Origin of the sequence: Niveispirillum sp. (assembly GCF_052437035.1) — a bacterium.
Classification (GTDB): Bacteria; Pseudomonadota; Alphaproteobacteria; order Azospirillales; family Azospirillaceae; genus Niveispirillum.
Genome location: NZ_JBQVOH010000005.1, coordinates 202302 through 219073, shown reverse-complemented (window position 1 = coordinate 219073; position 16772 = coordinate 202302). Strand labels below are relative to the sequence as shown.

Below are 16772 nucleotides of genomic sequence, written 5' to 3'. Positions count from 1 at the left end.
CCCCGCCTCAGGCCGCGATGCCGGCAGCCGCCTTGATGGCAGCGCGCACACGCGGATAAGTGCCGCAACGGCACAGGTTGGTGATGGCGGCGTCGATATCGGCGTCGCTGGGCTTGGGGTTCTCCTTCAGCAAGGCGACGGCCGCCATGATCATGCCCGACTGGCAATAGCCGCATTGCGGCACCTGCCCCTCGATCCAGGCGCGCTGCACGGCGTGGCTGCGGTCGGTTGACAGCGCTTCGATGGTCGTCACCGATTGACCGGCACAGGCATCCACCGGCATGGCGCAGGACCGCACGGCCTGCCCGTCTATATGGACCGTGCAGGCCCCGCATTGCCCGATGCCGCAGCCATATTTGGTGCCCGTCAGACCCAGATTGTCCCGCAGTGCCCACAGCAGAGGCGTGTCGGGATCGATATCCAGCGGATGATCCTGTCCGTTGATTTTCAGGGTGAGTGTCATGGGGGGCTGCCTGATGTTGTCGTTGGTTAACGGTTCTTCATCACGCCCCCTGATACGGCGCAAGGGCGGTAACCCTGCGGTTACAACGAAAACAAATGCGTAACAGGCGGGCATGTCTTGCCATCCGGGGGCTGGATCGGCTTATCATCGCCACAGATTTCAGGATGCTCGCCGCATGACCAAGACGCCCCCCGCCGCCGATGCCGTCGCCCAGTGGACCGACGTTTATTTCCAGCGCACCCGCGCCATTGTGGAAAAGTTCGGCGATCAGAAGGTCACCTATGCCGTGTTCATGCGCCGGCCCGTGGTGTTCGCCCCGCGGCTGGCGCTGGACTGGCTGCGCGCCGTGGCCGCCGAACGCGGCTTCACCCCCGATATCCAGCTGAATTATGAGGAAACCAAATGGGTGGGGGCGGGTGAGCCCATGATGTGGATCACCGGGCCGTTCAGCCAGATGGCGGAACTGGAGACCCTGTTCCTGATGAAGCTGGGCCCCGCCTGTGTGGCCGCCTACAATGCCTATATGATGTGCGCGGGCCTGCCCAAGGTGGCGTTCCTGGCCATGGATGCCCGCCATTGCGCGGGGACGGAGATGGCGGAGATCATGGCCTATGCGGCATCCGTCGGGTCCGCCCGCGCCCGGCGGCGCGATGGGGCCGTGGGCTTCATCGGCAATGCCACTGACGCCACAGCCCATTATTTCGGGCGCGAGAAGGGTCTGGGCACCATGCCCCATGCCCTGATCGGCTATGCCGGCTCCACCGTCCGTGCCGCGGAAATGTATGCGGAGACGTTTCCCGGTCAGCCCATGACCGTCCTGGTCGATTATTTCGGGCGGGAGGTGACGGACGCGCTGGCCGTCTGCCGCCGTTTCCCCGATATGGCAGCGGCGGGCGACCTGTCGCTTCGCATCGACACGCCGGGCGGGCGCTTTCTGGAGGGGTTGGACCCACCCACCAGCTATGCCGTGCTGGAACGCCACGCGCCCCACAGCATCCGGGGCTACCGGGATGAAAGCGAACTGCGCCATCTGATCGGGGCCGGCGTGTCGGCCGCCGCCATCCATTACCTGCGTGAACAGTTGGACGCGGCTGACTTCCCCAAGGTGAAGATCGTGGCGTCCAGTGGCTTCAGCCCGGAAAAATGCCGTATCATGGCCGATGCCGGCGCGCCCATCGACGTGATCGGCACCGGCAGCTACCTGCCCGACAAATGGTCGGAAACCTATGCCACCACCGACATTGTCGACTATGACGGGGTGAAGCGGGTGAAGGTGGGGCGCGAATTCCTGCTGCGGAAATAGAAAAAGGGGGCGGTCGCACGCCCCCTTTCCCCTTCCGCCCTAAACTTCCTTTTGCCTCAAACGCTGGCGCTGCATCCGCAGCTTGGCTTCACGCGGCACATGCCGCGCGGCGGCAGTCGCCTCCGAAGCCGGCTCTGGTATTTACCAGGGCCGGCTTGGCCTTCATCAGAACCCGACGCGCAGACCCGCGCCGACCGTGTAGTCGGGCTTGTCATCCTCCGCAAACAGCGTGTCGCCCGACAGGTACAGGCCGGCATTGTCAGCCACCGACAGCGACAGGCCCAGGCCGACGCGGAAACCATCGCCCTGCGGATCGGGCAGGATGCTGGTGTTGGTGGCCAGGCTGCTGGTGCGGCGGTTGGACAGGGTGGTGGTATAGGTCTGGCCGTCATCCTTGATCAGGTCTTCCTGATACCCAACGCGCAGTTCCGGCACGGCCATGCGGCCATTGCCCATGTCGATCTGGGTCGAAACCTGACCGCCGATATTGAACAGCAGCTGCTGTTCGGCCAGATCGGAATGGTCCAAGTTCAGATGCAGGGCACCCGTCTCATTCCAGGCATCCAGCTCCACCCGGTCATAATTGAAGCTGACGATGGGGCCATAGCGCAGGGAACCCGCCGTGGCGACGGAACCAAACTCCACCCCCACATGATGGCCCTTGCCCTCCGTCTCGCCATTGGCGGTCAGGTTATAGGCGAAGGTATTACGGCGAATATCCTCGATCTTCAGGTCGGTGTAGCGGTAGCTGGCATCGGCATAGAAGCCACCGGGCAGCGACAGGGTGGCATAGGGGCCAACACCCCAGGCCGTGACCTTGGCCCCACCCAGGTTACCAAACTTGCCATCGGTGTCGGCATAGTTCAGCGCCAGACCAATGCGCACCGTGCCCGACACGGCATAGTCACCGGCAATGCCCGCCGACCAGCTTTCCGGCTTGGACAGGCGCTTGCCCCCCTGATCATCGCGGGCAAGCGCCCCCCAATTGCCACCGGCGGCCAGCTCAAAGCTGCCTTCCGCACGGGTGGCCAGACCGGCACGGATGGCCTGGGTGCGGCCCGTCAGGTCGGCGGACGCGGCGGCGTTGGCGGCCAGGGCACTTTCACCCAGCGCCTGACCGATGGCGGGACCAGTCAGCGCCTGGCTTTCGGTCGCCATCGGATCGACATAGGTGGGCAGGGTCAGGCGATAGGCCAGCAGCATCGTGTCATTCTCGACCCCCGACGCATCCTTGTACGCTTGGCCCACCTGGAAACCGTTCTGGGTGACGAAATCATTGTCGTTGCCCACAAACAGGAAGAAATCATCCAGCTTGGCGGCGTCCAGGGCCGGGACCAGGGCCAGCGCCTCCCACTTTTCCGACAGGCACTGCGTGCGGCAATTCACATTGTTGGTGGCGCCATTGACCAGACCGAACTTGGACAGCTGCGCCGCGTCGTTCATGTCAACAAAGCTGGCGAACTGCACCGGCGTGATGGCCGCGACCAGCACGCCGTTGGGGGCGATGGAGGTGCCGGTATCATAGGCCGTGCCGGCAATGTTGGTGGCGCCTGTCACGTCGATCAGGTCGATGCGGCGGTAAAAGCTGGTGGGACTGCTGTTGGGCGTCGCCCCGCTGCCATAGCCATTACCGTCACGCGACAGCAGCAGGAACTGCGTGTTGTTGAGCGCCAGCAGCTCCGACTGCGCCGCCACTCGGTTCAGGGTGCCACCCGGCGTGCCATTGTTGTTATACATGGGCAGTTGGATGACATATTCGCTCTTCAACACGGGCGCCGCGCTGTTAGACACGTCATAAGACAGCAAGCGGGTGTTACGACGGCTGGTGTTCGTGCTGCTGGCATTCAGGTCCTGAATGGCCGCCGACTGCAACGCCACCCACAGAGTCTTACCATCGGGCGAGAGCGACAGGCCTTCCAGACCCTGGTTATTCTGACGCCCGCGCGTCGGGTTGGCGGGCGTCGATTCCGCCGCACCAAAGTTCAGGGCGCCATTGCGCTGCGGCAATAGACTGGACGGCGGCGCGATAGCCGACAGCAGCTTGCCGTCGCCCGTGAAGTGATAGATGTAGGGGCCATACTCATCGCTGACCCAGATGGTGCCGTCGGCGGCGCGCACAAAGCCTTCGGGGTCCAGCGCCAGACGGCCCGTGCCGGTCAGCGGCAGGTTCGGCAGGCCATTGGCCGCCGGGCGATAGGTGAGGCCCGTGCCCGTCGTGGCCGGGTCCAGGCCGCTGAACGGCGTACCCTTGTCATCGGTGAACTGCACCGTATCCTTCAGCGTTAGACCGATCTGCGTCTGCGGGGCCGCCGCCGTGCCCGTGTACGGGTTGAAGGTCAGCGACAGGACATTGTAACGCGGGATGTAGTTCGTGGTGGCCGCCACATTGTACCCACGGTCGGGCAGCGCATAGAGCGTGCCGGCATAGGAACCGTCGGCATTGCGGCGCCAGCTATGCAGGTCGATCTGCATGGCCGACATGGACCCGAAGGTTTCCCCGAACTTGTCGCGAAGGCTGGCCGACAGGCGCCCCACGCCCTGCAGACCCTGGTTGGTGAAGGTGCTGCCATTCAGCGTGACACTGGTCGCGGTCTGCGCCAGTGCCGGCAGCGACGCGATGGACAGCGCACTGGCCAGCAGCGCCGCGCGATACGAATATTTCATGATGCCCCCTCAAGATGAAAACTTTGAGGCGGGCTGTAACTGTCCTGCGTGACAGGGCGGTTTAGTTTGCACGACAGAATTATTGCGGTGAACAGGTGCCGAACCGGAAACGGGCACGAACGCCAATGCTTCGCGCCGTTTCTGTATATTCACGCATGCGCGTCATGTGCCACGCGCGCGCATCATGGCCCATGGCGTCGCGGACCCCCGCCATTCAAGCCGGGCCAGAAGCTGGTTCAACTGGCTGCCATCGCGCAGCCAGTCGGGCATGTCAAAGGCATAGCCGCGCGGCTGTCGGATCTCGATGCTGTGCGTATCGGCGAAGCGCGCAGGCACCGTATCGCGCGTGTGGCCGCCATCGGTCGGGTGCAATTCCACCAGGATATCCATGCCGGCCAGGGCGGGATAGCGCGCGGGATCCAGCAGCATCTCCTCCGCCCCCTCGATATCGCACCAGACCAGGGTGCGGTACCCTTCATGCAGGGCGAATTGCTGTGGATCGAAAATCCCCCCGACATGGATGTCGACCCCATTCAGGGCCGCCGCCTCCCGGCATTTGCGTTCCGCCTCGGGGTCGATGTCATGGGCCCAGACCTCGATCTGCGGGGCCATGCGTTTGATGCCGACGGCGTAATAGCCCTCGCCGCAGCCGATATTGATCAGATGCTGATAACCGGCATCGGGGATCGCCTGAACAATCTCGTGCAACTCCCCCTCGTAACAGCCCAGCAGCCGGGGTGCCTGCATGCGGTTCGCCGGGTCGGGCAGGATCATGCCCGCAAACGGCCCGCCATGCACACGGCCATCGCCTTGCTTGATGATGGTATTGTTGATCAGCATGCAGCGGTAATGAAGCAGGAATTCGAAAACGTCATTCATTGCGCCTTCGGTGGCCCCGCGCTCGGCCATGATCGCGCTGATCGTATTAAAGGCGCGCTGATGAATGGACATGCGTTTGCCTGCTCGCCCGGACGGGATTTGCGGGCAGAGTAGCCGCAAACCATCCGTCGGTGATCAGAAAATCAACGGTGCCATCGGCTTGCCATTCAGAACCGCAGCTTGGTTGCCAGTTTCAAGGCGGTGGCGCCGTCTTGTGACCAGCTCATGTCGGCATTCAGCTTCATGCGGTCGATCTTGATGATGGGGAATGGTGCCTCCAGCCCCACGCTGCCGCCCGTATCCGCCACCTGCGCCTTCATGGCCGTCAGGCCTGTCAGATCAGAGACGAAGCTGCCCACGCGCGGGCGGTACTCCATGCCCAGATTGGGGCCTGCATTCTCAGTGCCCAGCGCCACCATGCCCGCCGTGACGCGCCAGCCCTTTTGCCCGGCGGTGCAGGCGGTGCCCCAGCTTCCCTGCACACTGCCCGTCAGGGCGCCGAAACCGCCGGCCATATCGCCGGAAACGGAATTGGGCAGCCATGTCTGGTCGCATCCGCGCGTCAGGCGCAGGGACTGGCGCATGCCCTCGGTCCCCATGCGCATGCCGACCTTGCTGTCCAGGCCCAGGGCGCGCAGCTGCGCATCGGCGGCCACGCCCGCCATCTGATAGGTGCGGGGATCGGCGGCAACCCGGATGGGGGTGGACCCGGCGACCGGCGGCGTATCCCCGGTAAAGCGCGCAAACGCGCCATCATAGATCCGACCGATCCAGTCGGTGAGGGTGGCCATCATGGCCTTGCGCCCCTCCACCGGATCGGACGGGACCAGCGGGGCCTCCGTCACGATGGCGGCGGGAAGGCTGGGCAGCGATCCGGCAGCGTACTGGGTCGAGGGGGCGGCGATACCGTTGAAACGGATGGCAAAGATGGTGGGCTGCGCGGCCTCCGCCAGGGCGGGTACCGTGGATAGCAGCGACAGTATCGCCAACAGACCGGCCTTTGTCCGCATGCCTATCCCTCCCATCAATTAAGCACAGCTTACCGGACCGATCCGGCAACAGGCTGTGACAAGCAGCGCCCCCGTGGAACAATCGAATAATATGATAATAAGGCAGAAAGGCGGCGGCGCAACCCATTTTGCCCGCCCACCCATGGCCGTTTCACGGCAGCATCCGGGGTAGCCCAAATGAAAAGGGCGGACCCGAAGGCCCGCCCCTATACCGCTTCAGCCTGTTGGCCGATATCAGTTATCGCCCATCTTCAGGGCGGCGATGAAGGCACTCTGCGGGATTTCGACCTCGCCGAACTGCCGCATACGCTTCTTGCCTTCCTTCTGCTTGTCCAGCAGCTTGCGCTTACGGCTGATATCGCCGCCATAGCACTTGGCCAGAACGTCCTTGCGCATGGCGGCGATGGTCTCGCGCGCCACGACCTTGCCGCCGATGGCCGCCTGGATTGGGATCTTGAACAGGTGGCGGGGGATCAGGTCCTTCAACCGTTCACACAGCTGACGGCCACGATATTCGGCCTGACTGCGGTGGACGATCATGGACAGGGCGTCCACCGGCTCCGCATTCACCAGGATCGACATCTTGACCAGATCACCCTCGCGGTATTCCTCCAGCTGGTAATCGAAGCTGGCATAGCCGCGGCTGATGGACTTCAACCGGTCATAGAAATCGAACACCACTTCGTTCAGCGGCAGCTCATAGACGATCATCGCCCGGCCACCGACATAGGTCAGGTCCTTCTGCACGCCGCGTCGTTCGGTGCAGAGCGCTAGCACACCACCCAGATATTCATCGGGCAGCATGATCGTGGCCTTGATCCACGGCTCCTCGATATGGTCGATGCGCACCACGTCCGGCATGTCGGCCGGATTATGCATCTCGATCACCTTGCCGTCGGTCATGTGCATCTTATAGACGACCGACGGGGCCGTGGTGATCAGGTCCAGATCGAATTCACGCTCCAGCCGCTCCTGGATGATCTCCAGATGCAGCAACCCTAAGAAGCCGCAGCGGAAGCCGAAGCCCAGCGCCGCCGAGCTTTCCGTCTCATACTGGAAGGACGCGTCGTTCAGCGCCAGCCTGCCCAGGCTGTCGCGCAGATGCTCGAACTCCGCCGCATCCGACGGGAACAGGCCGCAGAACACCACAGGGATCGACGGCTTGAACCCGGCGAGCGCGGTGGGCGCCAGGCGGCGTTCCTCGGTGATCGTGTCACCGACTTTGGTGTCGCGGATATCCTTGATGGCGGCGGTCACGAAGCCCATCTCGCCCGGCCCCAGCTTCTCCAGGGCGATCTTCTTGGGCGTGAAGATACCCACCCGGTCCAGCTCACGCGTGGCACCGGTCGCCATGAAGCGCACCTTCTGGCCCAGCTTCAACTCGCCATTGACCACGCGGACCAGAATGACGACGCCGAGATAGGCATCGTACCAGCTGTCGACGATCAGGGCCTGCAGCGGCGCGCTGGCATCGCCCTTGGGCGGCGGCAGGCGGGTGACGATGGCTTCCAGCACGCCTTCGATATTCAGGCCGGTCTTGGCGGAAATCTCCACCGCGTCGGACGCGTCCAGCCCGATCACATCCTCGATCTGCGCCTTTACGCGCGGCACATCGGCCGCCGGCAGGTCAACCTTATTCAGGATGGGCACGATCTCGTGATTGGCATCCAGCGCCTGATAGACGTTGGCTAGCGTCTGCGCCTCCACCCCTTGGCTGGCGTCGACCACCAGCAGCGAGCCTTCACAGGCGGCGAGGCTGCGCGAGACCTCATAGGCGAAGTCGACATGGCCCGGCGTGTCCATCAGGTTCAACTGATAGGTCTCGCCATCCTTGGCCTTGTATTCCAGGCGCACGGTCTGCGCCTTGATCGTGATCCCGCGCTCCCGCTCGATATCCATATTATCGAGCAACTGCGCCTTCATATCGCGCGCCTCGATGGCGCCGCAGAATTCGATCAGACGGTCAGCCAGCGTCGACTTGCCATGGTCGATATGGGCGATGATGGAGAAGTTACGGATCTTCGACAGGTCGGTCATGGACAGGCGCGCACCAGAATATAGAGTTGCGGCGCAAGATAGGGTCAAGGGGGGCGGAAGGCAATGACCCTGCGGGCCGGCAGGGGACAGGGGTGGTGTGCAAAGCACCCAACCGCCCCTGCCCCTCCACAAGATACCCCTATCCAGAAACGATGCATGACACCAAATTGAACAAAAGGGGTTAATTCCACAGGATTTCTTCCTATATCCCCATGGACTTCCCTCCAGACGTTGATTTTTTTCGTACGATGACGGACATCATCGGCAATAAAAATTGGAAAGGAAAATCCATGTTGCCGGATTATATTCAAGAGTTTTTAGCCCAGCATGATGCGTCACTGCGTATGGGCGGTGGCCTTATCATCCTGATACTGGCCGCTTGGATCACCAATTCTGTGGTGAAGAAACTGGTACTCGGCCTGATCCGGCGCGGCCTGTCCATGACGCGGTATGGCAATGATGAGGTGCTGGCGCAGCAGCGGCTGATCCCGCGCCTAGCCAATGTCATGCCGGCCCTGGTGATCATGGCCGGGATCAACCTGATCCTCGGTTTGCCCGACGCCCTGGTCCTGGTCGTGCGCAATGTCTGTGCGGCCTTCATCATCCTGACCCTGGCCATGGCGGTCAGCGCCCTGCTGAACATCGTCATTGCCGTCTATGGCCGCCGCCCGGACGCACATCGCAAGCCCATCAAGGGCTATGTACAGTTGGTGAAGCTGGTGGTGTTTGCCATTGCCGCCGTGCTGGTCATCGCAGCCCTGATGGACCGGTCGCCGCTGATCCTGCTGTCGGGTGTCGGTGCGCTGGCCGCCGTCCTGATGCTGGTGTTCCAGGATACGCTGCTGTCGCTGGTGGCCAGTGTACAGATTTCATCGGGCGACATGCTGCGGGTGGGCGACTGGATCGAGATGCCGCAGATGAATGCCGATGGCGATGTCATCGACATCGCGCTGCATACGGTGAAGGTCCAGAACTGGGACAAGACCATCACCACCCTGCCCACGCGCAAGCTGATTTCCGAACCGTTCAAGAACTGGCGCGGTATGCAGGAGGCGGGCGGACGGCGCATCAAGCGCTCCTTGTTGCTGGACCAGACCAGCGTGCGCTTCCTCACCCCGCAGGAAATGGCGAAGCTGCGCCGGTTCCGCGTGCTGACCGACTATCTAGGCGATAAGGAGCAGGAGCTGGCGCAGTGGAACGGCAAGCTGGACGAGGGGGATCAGTATAATGCCCGGCGCCTGACCAACCTGGGCACCTTCCGCGCCTATCTGCAGAATTATCTGCGCCACCATCCGGGCATCCACCAGAACATGACCCTGCTGGTCCGCCAGATGGCGCCAACGTCACAGGGCCTGCCGATGGAGATCTATTGCTTCACCAATACCGTCGCCTGGGCGAATTATGAGGCGATCCAGGCCGATATCTTTGACCATGTGCTGGCCGTCCTGCCGGAATTCGGCCTGCGCGTATTCCAAAGCCCCAGCGGGTCCGACCTGCACCAAGTCAGCGCCAGCTTCGCCCTACCCCTGCCCCTGCGTGCCGCGAACGAGGGCGTGTAAAATCGGGGGAGGGTCGCCCCCTCCCCCGCACCCTTGTCACTTACCCGGTTCCTTCAACATCGCCTTGCGCTTCTCAGCCAGCGGCGAGACATAGCCCGGCACCTCCGGCGGTACATCCTCAGCATAGGCTTCCAGGGTGCCGCGCACGCCTTCATCGGGGCCGTCGGTCGGTTCCTCCAGAAGGTCGGGACGGTCGCGTTCCACCCGCTTCAGCACGGATTTGGGGATATCCTCGACGGTGCCGGTGATCTTGTAGCTGTGCATGCGGCCCATCAGCACGCCATGCACCCCGCTCTGCCCCATGCGCATCCAGGGCCACCAGGGGGCCTGACGCATGAAGCCGGCGGTGAAGCGGGCACTTTCCAGCGACCGATCATCAATCTCCGCCGCCGGCGTGAAGATGGTGAAATGTTCAGACGGGTTGACGCGTTTGCCCGTGGAAGCCTTGGGCCAGCCTTCGGGCGTCACCGGGTTGGTATATTCATGGGCGTAATCCCAGCTCAACAGATACTGGTCGCCGATGCGCTGCCAGGGCAGCAGGAAGGGTTTGCCCTTCTGGCCCTTGGTGCCGTTATCGTTGTTCACCGTCTCGCTGTCGCCCACCCGGAAAACCTTCTGTTCCAGGGTCAGGGTGCCGCGCCAGCGGTCGTTCAGGAACGGGAAGACCTCCACCCGCTCTCCGGTCCAGGGATTGTCCCAATGATCGATGATCTCGCCCGTCGCCAGATCGGTGAAATAGCCGCATTCCTTGCCCAGAACCTTCAGCGACCCATCCGGCTGCACGATGTTGCGGTTATTGCCGAACCCGCAATAACCGAACAGCGGTACCGCCCGCTTATCGCCGACAATGGCGTACTGCACCCCCTGATAGCCCGACAGAACCGCCTTCGGCCCCAGCGTGCCCCACATCTTGCCGAACCCGTACAGGTTCTCTTTCGGGTCCATCACATCCAGGGGACGCAGATTGCCCTTGGTCAACGGCGGCGCGCCGAAGGCCGGCACCGACGCGGCCATGGCGCCCATCCCGGCCATGCCAGAAAAGATCGACCGCCGGCTGAGGGATTTGAACATCGCTTCCTGGATCATGGCCTTACCCGTTTGTGATTATCGTCGGGACCGGTCGTGCCGGCCCTGACAAAACCATCAGGCCCGATGGTTCGGGGGGTGAAGCGCCGATGTCGTGCCTATCCGCCCGTCGGTGACGGTGCCGGTGATGAATTTTTCTGAACGCCAATGTCGGCGCGCGGCATACTTCCCCGTCCTATGAAGATGAAGGGAGGCCCGATCATGCTGTACGCCATTCTGTGCTATAATGAGGAAGACTATGTCGGCGCCTGGACGCCGGAAGAAGATGCCATTGTCATGGACCGGCTGGGCAAGGTGCAGCAGGGCTGGGCGGACAAGGGCAAGCTGGGCCCAGTCGCGCGCCTGATGCCGACAACGGCCGCCGCCACCCTGCGCAAGGGCAAGGAGGAGCCGCTGATCCTGGACGGTCCGTTTGCGGAGACCAAGGAACAGCTTCTGGGCTTCTACATCGTCGATTGCGAGGGGCTGGAAGAGGCGCTGGACAAGGCACGCGAACTTGCCAAGGCCAATCCGGGCAAGGGTTCCTATGAAATCCGGCCCGTGGCCCTGTTCATGCCGGGGGGGCCGCTGTCACCATGACCACGGATACAGGCTGGATCAACGCCGCCCTGGCGGCGGCCCGGCCCCAGGCGGTGGGGGCGCTGCTGCGCTATTTCCGCGATCTGGACCTGGCGGAGGAAGCGTTTCAGGAGGCCGCCTTGCGCGCCCTCTCATCCTGGCCAAAGAACGGGCCGCCGCGCGACAGTGCTGCCTGGCTGATCATGGTGGGCCGCAATGCCGGTATCGACCAGACCCGCGTGCGGTCCCGCCATGTCGCCCTGCCCGATGATGACGCGCCTTTGTCCGATCTGTCGGATCGGGAGGCGGAGATGGCGGGGCGGCTGGACGCGGCGGATTACCGCGACGATGTCCTGCGCCTCTTGTTCATCTGCTGCCATCCGGACCTGCCGGCGACACAGCAGATCGCACTAGCGCTCCGCATCGTGTCGGGCCTGTCGGTGAAGCAGATCGCGCGCGCCTTCCTGGTCGGCGACAGCGCCATGGAACAGCGCATCACCCGCGCCAAGGCCCGTATCGCCACAAACCCGGTCGCGTTTGAGGCACCGGGCGCCGCCGACCGGCCGGAACGGCTGGGGCCTGTGGCAGCCATGGTCTATCTGCTCTTCAACGAAGGCTATTCCGCCAGTGCCGACGAACAGCCGGCCCGCGCGCCGCTATGCGAGGAGGCGATCCGCCTGGGCCGGCTGCTGCTGCGCCTGTTCCCGGCGGAGCCGGAGGTGATGGGGCTGCTGGCCCTGATGCTGTTGCAGCATGCCCGCCGCCCCGCCCGCTTCGCCCCCGACGGATCGGTGATCCTGCTGGAGGACCAAGACCGGACCCTGTGGCACCGCTCGGCCATCAATGAGGGGCTGGCCCTGCTGGACAAGGCCGTGCGCCACCGCCGTTCCGGCCCTTATCAGATACAGGCCGCCATCGCCGCCTTGCATGCGCGCGCCGCGACCCCCGCCGATACTGACTGGGCGCAGATCGACCTGCTCTATGGCGGGCTGGAGGCCCTGTCCCCCTCCCCCGTCGTCACCTTGAACCGGGCTGTCGCGGTATCAAAGGCGCGCGGGGCGGCGGCGGCCCTTGCCATGGTGGAACCGCTGGGCGACCGCCTGTCAGGCTATTTCCATTTTCATGGGCTGCGCGGCGGGTTGCTGAAACAGCTGGGCCGTACCGCAGAGGCGCGCGACGCCTTTGGCCGCGCCATCGCGCTGGCCCACAGCCCGGCGGAAGCTGCCCATATCCGCCAGATTCTGGATGGTTTGCAGAGCCCGTAAATTTTTTCAGGGGCACTGTCGGATCAAGGGGGCCGCCCACCGTCCTTGGGCTATCATCTATTTACCAACCCATGGAGAAACCCATGACCGACAAGCCCGAATACGCGCACAACATCCCCGGCGTCATCCCGCATCTGGTAGTGACTGGCGCGCGTGAAGCCATTGAGTTCTATATTAAGGCCTTCGGCGCCACCAAGGTCATGGAAATGCCGGCGGAAGATGGCAAGCGGCTGTTGCATGCCCAGCTGATCATCAATGGCGGCACCATCATGATGTGCGATGATTTCCCCGAATATCGCGGCGGCACCCCCACCGAATACCCCAAGCACGCGCCCGTGACGCTGCATATGGCAGTCCCCGATATCGACGCCGCCTTCGCCCAGGCCGTGGCCGCCGGCGCCACAGAGGCGATGAAGCCCGCCGACATGTTCTGGGGCGACCGTTACGGCCAGGTCCGTGACCCCTACGGCCATCTCTGGTCCCTGTCCACGCCCAGCAAGCCCGGTGCGGTTGTCACCAACGGCTGCTGATCCGACCGTCACCTGTGAGTACGCGGGTGACGGGACGCCCCGCAGGCAACCGGGAAACCCATCCCCCGGCCCTGCGGGGCGATCCTTTGCGAGCTGTGACGATTGGATCTGTCTGCGGTGATTGGTGGTTGCGATGCAGCGCCATGGTTGGGAAACTGTGTCGGTGTCCTGACCAACCGGAGACCGGGAAAAACCCTTGCAGCATCATTTCGATCTGACCGGCATCGCCATCGTCATGTCCGTCGCCCTGCTGTGCGGACTGGCCCTGTCGCGGCTGAAACAGCCGGCCATCGTCGGCTATATCGTGGCAGGCATCGTTCTGGGGCCGGGCGGTTTCGGCCTTGTCTCCCCATCGGAAAGCATCAGTGCACTGGCGGAGCTGGGCGTGCTGATGCTGCTATTCCTGGTGGGCATGGAACTGTCGGTGAAGGCGTTCCAGGCAGTGTGGAAGGTGGCGCTGGCGGCGGTCGCCTGTCAGATCGGCCTGTCGCTGCTGGTCACCGGCCTTGCCGGCCTGCTGCTGGGCTGGCCCTGGCCGCGCGCCATCGTCATGGGCTTCGTCATGGCCCTGTCGGGCACGGCGGTGGCCATCAAGATGCTGGAGGATGTAGGCGAACTGAAGACGGAGACGGGCCGCGTCACCGTCGGCGTGCTGATCGCCCAGGATCTGGCCTTTGTGCCGCTGCTGCTGATCACCAATGGCATGGGCAGCGGAAGCGGCCTGTCGGCGGCTGTGTTTTTCAAGCTGGGGGCCGCCATGGCGGCCCTGGGCGGGCTGGTCTGGTTCCTGTCACGCCGGGAACGGCTGGCCGTTCCCTATGGCGAATGGTTCAAGCGCAACCATGAGGTCATTCCGTTGGCCGCAATGGCCTTCTGTTTCACCATGGCGGCGGCGACGGGCGTCATTGGCCTGTCCGCGGCGTTCGGCGCCTTTGTTGCGGGTTTCATGCTGGGCAATTCCGATGGGCGGGCCCAGGCCTTGCGCGCCACCCACCCGATCCAGTCGGTGCTGATCGTGGTGTTCTTCCTGTCCATCGGCCTGATGATCGACCTGTCCTTCGTCTGGTCGCATCTTGGGGAGGTGCTGTTGCTGCTGTTCGCGGTGACGGCGGTGAAATCGGCCATCAATGTCGGCACCCTGCATCTGCTGGGCGAACCGTGGGAGCGGGCCTTTCCCGCTGGCGTCATCATGGGCAGCCTGGGGGAATTCAGCTTCGTGCTGGCCGCCGCCGGCCTGTCCATCGGCGTCATTGACCGCGACGCGCAGCAGATGGCGGTGACGGTCATCGCGCTCTCCTGGCTGTTCAGCCCCATCTGGCTGATCAGCGCCCGACGCTTCCATGTCCTGGCCGAGGGCGGCATCGGCAGCATGCGCGGTGCCCTGAAACAGATCTACCGGGGAGAGATCGCGATGATCAACCGGGCCGCCGTGGCTTTCCTGCAGGGGGCCGCCGCGTTGGTGGACGCGGTGCGGCAGCTATGGACCCGACGCTAACCTCCCGCCACTGACCCGGCTCCAATCCGTCCAGGGTCCAGTCGCCGACGGCGCGGCGAATCAGGCGCAGGGTCGGGAAACCCACTGCCGCCGTCATGCGCCGCACCTGCCGGTTCTTGCCCTCGCGCAGCACGATCTCGATCCAGCTGGTGGGGATCGACTGCCGGAACCGGACCGGCGGGGTGCGGGGCCACAGCCAGGATGGCTCCTCGATCCGCCGCACCTCTGCCGGCAGGGTCGGCCCATCCTTCAGGGTCACGCCCTGGCGCAGGGCGGCCAGGGCCTCGTCGGTCGGCACGCCCTCCACCTGCACGCAATAGGTTTTGGGCCATTTATGGCGCGGCTGGCTGATGCGGGCGATCAGGCCGCCATCATCGGTCAGCACCACCAGCCCCTCGCTGTCACGGTCCAGCCGGCCCGCCGGATAGACGCCGGGCACATCGACGCATTGGGCCAGGGTACGCGCGCCTGTGCCTTCGTCCGTGAACTGGCACAATAGGTCGAATGGCTTATTCAACAGGATGATGCGGGTCATCTGAATTGCATTGCGTGGAAGGAGGGTCCAGGGTCGCCCCCCGCTGTATAGGCGAGGGCGGTCGCCCGGCGCATCACCAAACCACGAATGGAAGGATCAGACCATGACGCGTTTTGTGAAAGCCCCGCAGGGACAGGGTATCACCCTGGACCGCCGGCAGGTCCTGGTCACCGGCCTTGCCGCCGGTGTGGCGGGCATGGCGAGCGCCGGCCCCGCAATGGCACAGGGCCCCTCCCCCTACACGCTGCCGGCCCTGTCCTACGCCCCGGCGGCCCTGGAACCGCATATCGATGCCCAAACCATGGAAATCCACCATGGCAAGCATCATCAGGCCTATGTCACCAACCTCAACAACGCATTGGCCGATTACGGGCAGTTGCAAAAACTGTCCCTGACCGAGTTGATGGCCAAGCTGCCGGACCTGCCCGACGCGGTGCGCACCGCCGTGCGCAATAATGGCGGCGGCCATGCCAACCATTCCATGTTCTGGTCCATCATGGGGCCGGGTGCCGGCGGCACCCCCACCGGCGCTGTCGCCAAGGCCATCGATGGCAGCTTCGGCGGGTTCGACGCCTTCAAGAAGGCCTTCAATGAGGCCGGTGCCAAACAGTTCGGGTCCGGCTGGGTGTTCGTGACGCTTGCGCCCGACGGCAAATTGTTGATCCAGGCGAAGCCTAACCAGGATACGCCCCTGATGGAGGGCAAGCCCGTCCTGATGGGCAATGACGTCTGGGAACATGCCTATTATCTTAAATATCAGAACCGCCGGGCGGACTATCTGGCAGCCTGGTGGAATCTGGTGAACTGGCAGGCGGTCAATGACCGGCTGGCCCGCATCACCAAGGGGGAAGTGATCTGACCATGCGAGGCTGGCCGTGACACGCCTGAAGCCATTGCCCCCGGATCTGGCCCTGCCTGTGCGCACCGCATCGGCGGGCAAGGTCCTGGGCGATTGCGGCCTGTGTGGTCGGCCCCTGATCGCGGGGCCCAGCGTGGAGGAACACCACCTGCTGCCCCGCAGCCAGGGTGGCAAGGAAACGGTGCCACTGCACCGCGTCTGCCACCGGAAAATCCATGCCGAACTGTCGGAAAAGGAACTGGCGCGCGGCTACACCACGCTGGAGTCCTTGCGCGCCCATCCCGACATCGCCGCCTTCATCCAGTGGGTGGCCCGTAAGCCCCCGGAATTCACCGCCGTCACCTTCCGCGCCAAGGACCATGCAAAGGCTGGCCGGAAATATCGGGACTGACAACCAGTCCATGTCGGTCAGGTCGCGGGCAAAGCACGAGCCCTGACCGATAAAGGCACCATCGGCATCAGGGCTCACCTGCGGATCGACCTGACCTACGGCGATATCCCCGGCCCAATCTAGAGGTCTGGAGCTTAG

The 16772-nt window shown here is 63.9% G+C and carries 15 protein-coding genes; 8 read left to right on the top strand and 7 right to left on the bottom strand.

Annotated features, from left to right (window positions below; genetic code table 11):
* Nucleotides 1–7: 7 nt before the first annotated feature.
* The gene (locus ACT6Q8_RS14725; protein WP_054170259.1) at nucleotides 8–463 is read right to left on the bottom strand and encodes a (2Fe-2S)-binding protein; all 456 of its coding nucleotides are present in this window, start codon (nucleotides 461–463) and stop codon (nucleotides 8–10) included.
* Nucleotides 464–638: 175 nt separating this feature from the next.
* Here ACT6Q8_RS14725 and ACT6Q8_RS14720 point away from each other — a divergent pair, with 175 nt between their 5' ends.
* A complete protein-coding gene (locus ACT6Q8_RS14720; protein WP_444733408.1) occupies nucleotides 639–1766 on the top strand; it encodes a nicotinate phosphoribosyltransferase in 1128 nt (375 codons plus the stop codon).
* 165 nt (nucleotides 1767–1931) lie between these two features.
* Here the strand turns inward: ACT6Q8_RS14720 and ACT6Q8_RS14715 are convergent, their stop codons facing one another.
* The 4 genes from ACT6Q8_RS14715 to lepA all read right to left on the bottom strand — a co-directional run bounded on the left by ACT6Q8_RS14715 (nucleotide 1932) and on the right by lepA (nucleotide 8356).
* On the bottom strand, nucleotides 1932–4430 hold the full coding sequence (locus ACT6Q8_RS14715) for an esterase-like activity of phytase family protein (RefSeq protein ID WP_444733407.1): 2499 nt from the start codon (nucleotides 4428–4430) through the stop codon (nucleotides 1932–1934).
* A gap of 162 nt (nucleotides 4431–4592) precedes the next feature.
* Entirely contained in the window at nucleotides 4593–5381 is a 789-nt protein-coding gene (locus ACT6Q8_RS14710) for a hypothetical protein (RefSeq protein ID WP_444733406.1), read from the bottom strand.
* 95 nt (nucleotides 5382–5476) lie between these two features.
* Nucleotides 5477–6319: a hypothetical protein gene (locus ACT6Q8_RS14705; RefSeq protein WP_054170263.1), complete on the bottom strand. Its 843-nt coding sequence runs from the start codon at nucleotides 6317–6319 to the stop codon at nucleotides 5477–5479.
* 234 nt (nucleotides 6320–6553) lie between these two features.
* Nucleotides 6554–8356, bottom strand: coding sequence for a translation elongation factor 4 (lepA, locus tag ACT6Q8_RS14700; protein ID WP_054170264.1), 1803 nt, complete (start codon nucleotides 8354–8356; stop codon nucleotides 6554–6556).
* Between the two features lie 290 nt (nucleotides 8357–8646).
* On the opposite strand from lepA, the gene ACT6Q8_RS14695 reads away from it, so the two are divergent.
* Entirely contained in the window at nucleotides 8647–9915 is a 1269-nt protein-coding gene (locus tag ACT6Q8_RS14695) for a mechanosensitive ion channel family protein (RefSeq protein ID WP_444733405.1), read from the top strand.
* 36 nt (nucleotides 9916–9951) lie between these two features.
* Here ACT6Q8_RS14695 and ACT6Q8_RS14690 read toward each other — a convergent pair whose 3' ends face one another.
* Nucleotides 9952–11001, bottom strand: a complete 1050-nt coding sequence (locus ACT6Q8_RS14690) for a DUF1838 family protein (protein WP_444733404.1) — start codon at nucleotides 10999–11001, stop codon at nucleotides 9952–9954.
* Nucleotides 11002–11202: 201 nt separating this feature from the next.
* Between ACT6Q8_RS14690 and ACT6Q8_RS14685 the strand changes: the two genes are divergently transcribed.
* The 4 genes from ACT6Q8_RS14685 to ACT6Q8_RS14670 all read left to right on the top strand — a co-directional run bounded on the left by ACT6Q8_RS14685 (nucleotide 11203) and on the right by ACT6Q8_RS14670 (nucleotide 14849).
* On the top strand, nucleotides 11203–11580 hold the full coding sequence (locus ACT6Q8_RS14685) for a YciI family protein (protein ID WP_054170267.1): 378 nt from the start codon (nucleotides 11203–11205) through the stop codon (nucleotides 11578–11580).
* Nucleotides 11577–12824, top strand: a complete 1248-nt coding sequence (locus ACT6Q8_RS14680; protein WP_444733403.1) for an RNA polymerase sigma factor — start codon at nucleotides 11577–11579, stop codon at nucleotides 12822–12824. The genes ACT6Q8_RS14685 and ACT6Q8_RS14680 overlap by 4 nt, the downstream gene beginning before the upstream one ends.
* Nucleotides 12825–12907: 83 nt before the next feature.
* A complete protein-coding gene (locus tag ACT6Q8_RS14675; protein ID WP_054170307.1) occupies nucleotides 12908–13354 on the top strand; it encodes a VOC family protein in 447 nt (148 codons plus the stop codon).
* Between the two features lie 196 nt (nucleotides 13355–13550).
* Nucleotides 13551–14849, top strand: coding sequence for a cation:proton antiporter (locus ACT6Q8_RS14670; protein ID WP_444733402.1), 1299 nt, complete (start codon nucleotides 13551–13553; stop codon nucleotides 14847–14849).
* Here ACT6Q8_RS14670 and ACT6Q8_RS14665 read toward each other — a convergent pair.
* Nucleotides 14770–15384, bottom strand: coding sequence for a pseudouridine synthase (locus tag ACT6Q8_RS14665; RefSeq protein ID WP_444733401.1), 615 nt, complete (start codon nucleotides 15382–15384; stop codon nucleotides 14770–14772). The two genes, ACT6Q8_RS14670 and ACT6Q8_RS14665, sit on opposite strands and share 80 nt — an antisense overlap.
* 103 nt (nucleotides 15385–15487) lie before the next feature.
* Between ACT6Q8_RS14665 and ACT6Q8_RS14660 the strand changes: the two genes are divergently transcribed.
* On the top strand, nucleotides 15488–16243 hold the full coding sequence (locus ACT6Q8_RS14660; RefSeq protein ID WP_444733400.1) for a superoxide dismutase: 756 nt from the start codon (nucleotides 15488–15490) through the stop codon (nucleotides 16241–16243).
* A 16-nt stretch (nucleotides 16244–16259) separates the two neighbouring features.
* Nucleotides 16260–16634 (top strand): HNH endonuclease signature motif containing protein, encoded by a 375-nt coding sequence (locus tag ACT6Q8_RS14655; protein ID WP_444733399.1) that lies wholly within the window; start codon nucleotides 16260–16262, stop codon nucleotides 16632–16634.
* Nucleotides 16635–16772: the final 138 nt, after the last annotated feature.

Excerpts from the sequence above, each read along its gene's own strand:
- ACT6Q8_RS14695 (WP_444733405.1), top strand. The coding sequence starts at position 8,647 with ATGTTGCCGGATTATATTCAAGAGTTTTTAGCCCAGCATGATGCGTCA.
- lepA (WP_054170264.1), bottom strand. The coding sequence starts at position 8,356 with ATGACCGACCTGTCGAAGATCCGTAACTTCTCCATCATCGCCCATATC.
- ACT6Q8_RS14705 (WP_054170263.1), bottom strand. The coding sequence starts at position 6,319 with ATGCGGACAAAGGCCGGTCTGTTGGCGATACTGTCGCTGCTATCCACG.
- ACT6Q8_RS14665 (WP_444733401.1), bottom strand. The coding sequence starts at position 15,384 with ATGACCCGCATCATCCTGTTGAATAAGCCATTCGACCTATTGTGCCAG.
- ACT6Q8_RS14715 (WP_444733407.1), bottom strand. The coding sequence starts at position 4,430 with ATGAAATATTCGTATCGCGCGGCGCTGCTGGCCAGTGCGCTGTCCATC.
- ACT6Q8_RS14680 (WP_444733403.1), top strand. The coding sequence starts at position 11,577 with ATGACCACGGATACAGGCTGGATCAACGCCGCCCTGGCGGCGGCCCGG.
- ACT6Q8_RS14690 (WP_444733404.1), bottom strand. The coding sequence starts at position 11,001 with ATGATCCAGGAAGCGATGTTCAAATCCCTCAGCCGGCGGTCGATCTTT.
- ACT6Q8_RS14660 (WP_444733400.1), top strand. The coding sequence starts at position 15,488 with ATGACGCGTTTTGTGAAAGCCCCGCAGGGACAGGGTATCACCCTGGAC.
- ACT6Q8_RS14710 (WP_444733406.1), bottom strand. The coding sequence starts at position 5,381 with ATGTCCATTCATCAGCGCGCCTTTAATACGATCAGCGCGATCATGGCC.
- ACT6Q8_RS14725 (WP_054170259.1), bottom strand. The coding sequence starts at position 463 with ATGACACTCACCCTGAAAATCAACGGACAGGATCATCCGCTGGATATC.
- ACT6Q8_RS14685 (WP_054170267.1), top strand. The coding sequence starts at position 11,203 with ATGCTGTACGCCATTCTGTGCTATAATGAGGAAGACTATGTCGGCGCC.
- ACT6Q8_RS14675 (WP_054170307.1), top strand. The coding sequence starts at position 12,908 with ATGACCGACAAGCCCGAATACGCGCACAACATCCCCGGCGTCATCCCG.
- ACT6Q8_RS14720 (WP_444733408.1), top strand. The coding sequence starts at position 639 with ATGACCAAGACGCCCCCCGCCGCCGATGCCGTCGCCCAGTGGACCGAC.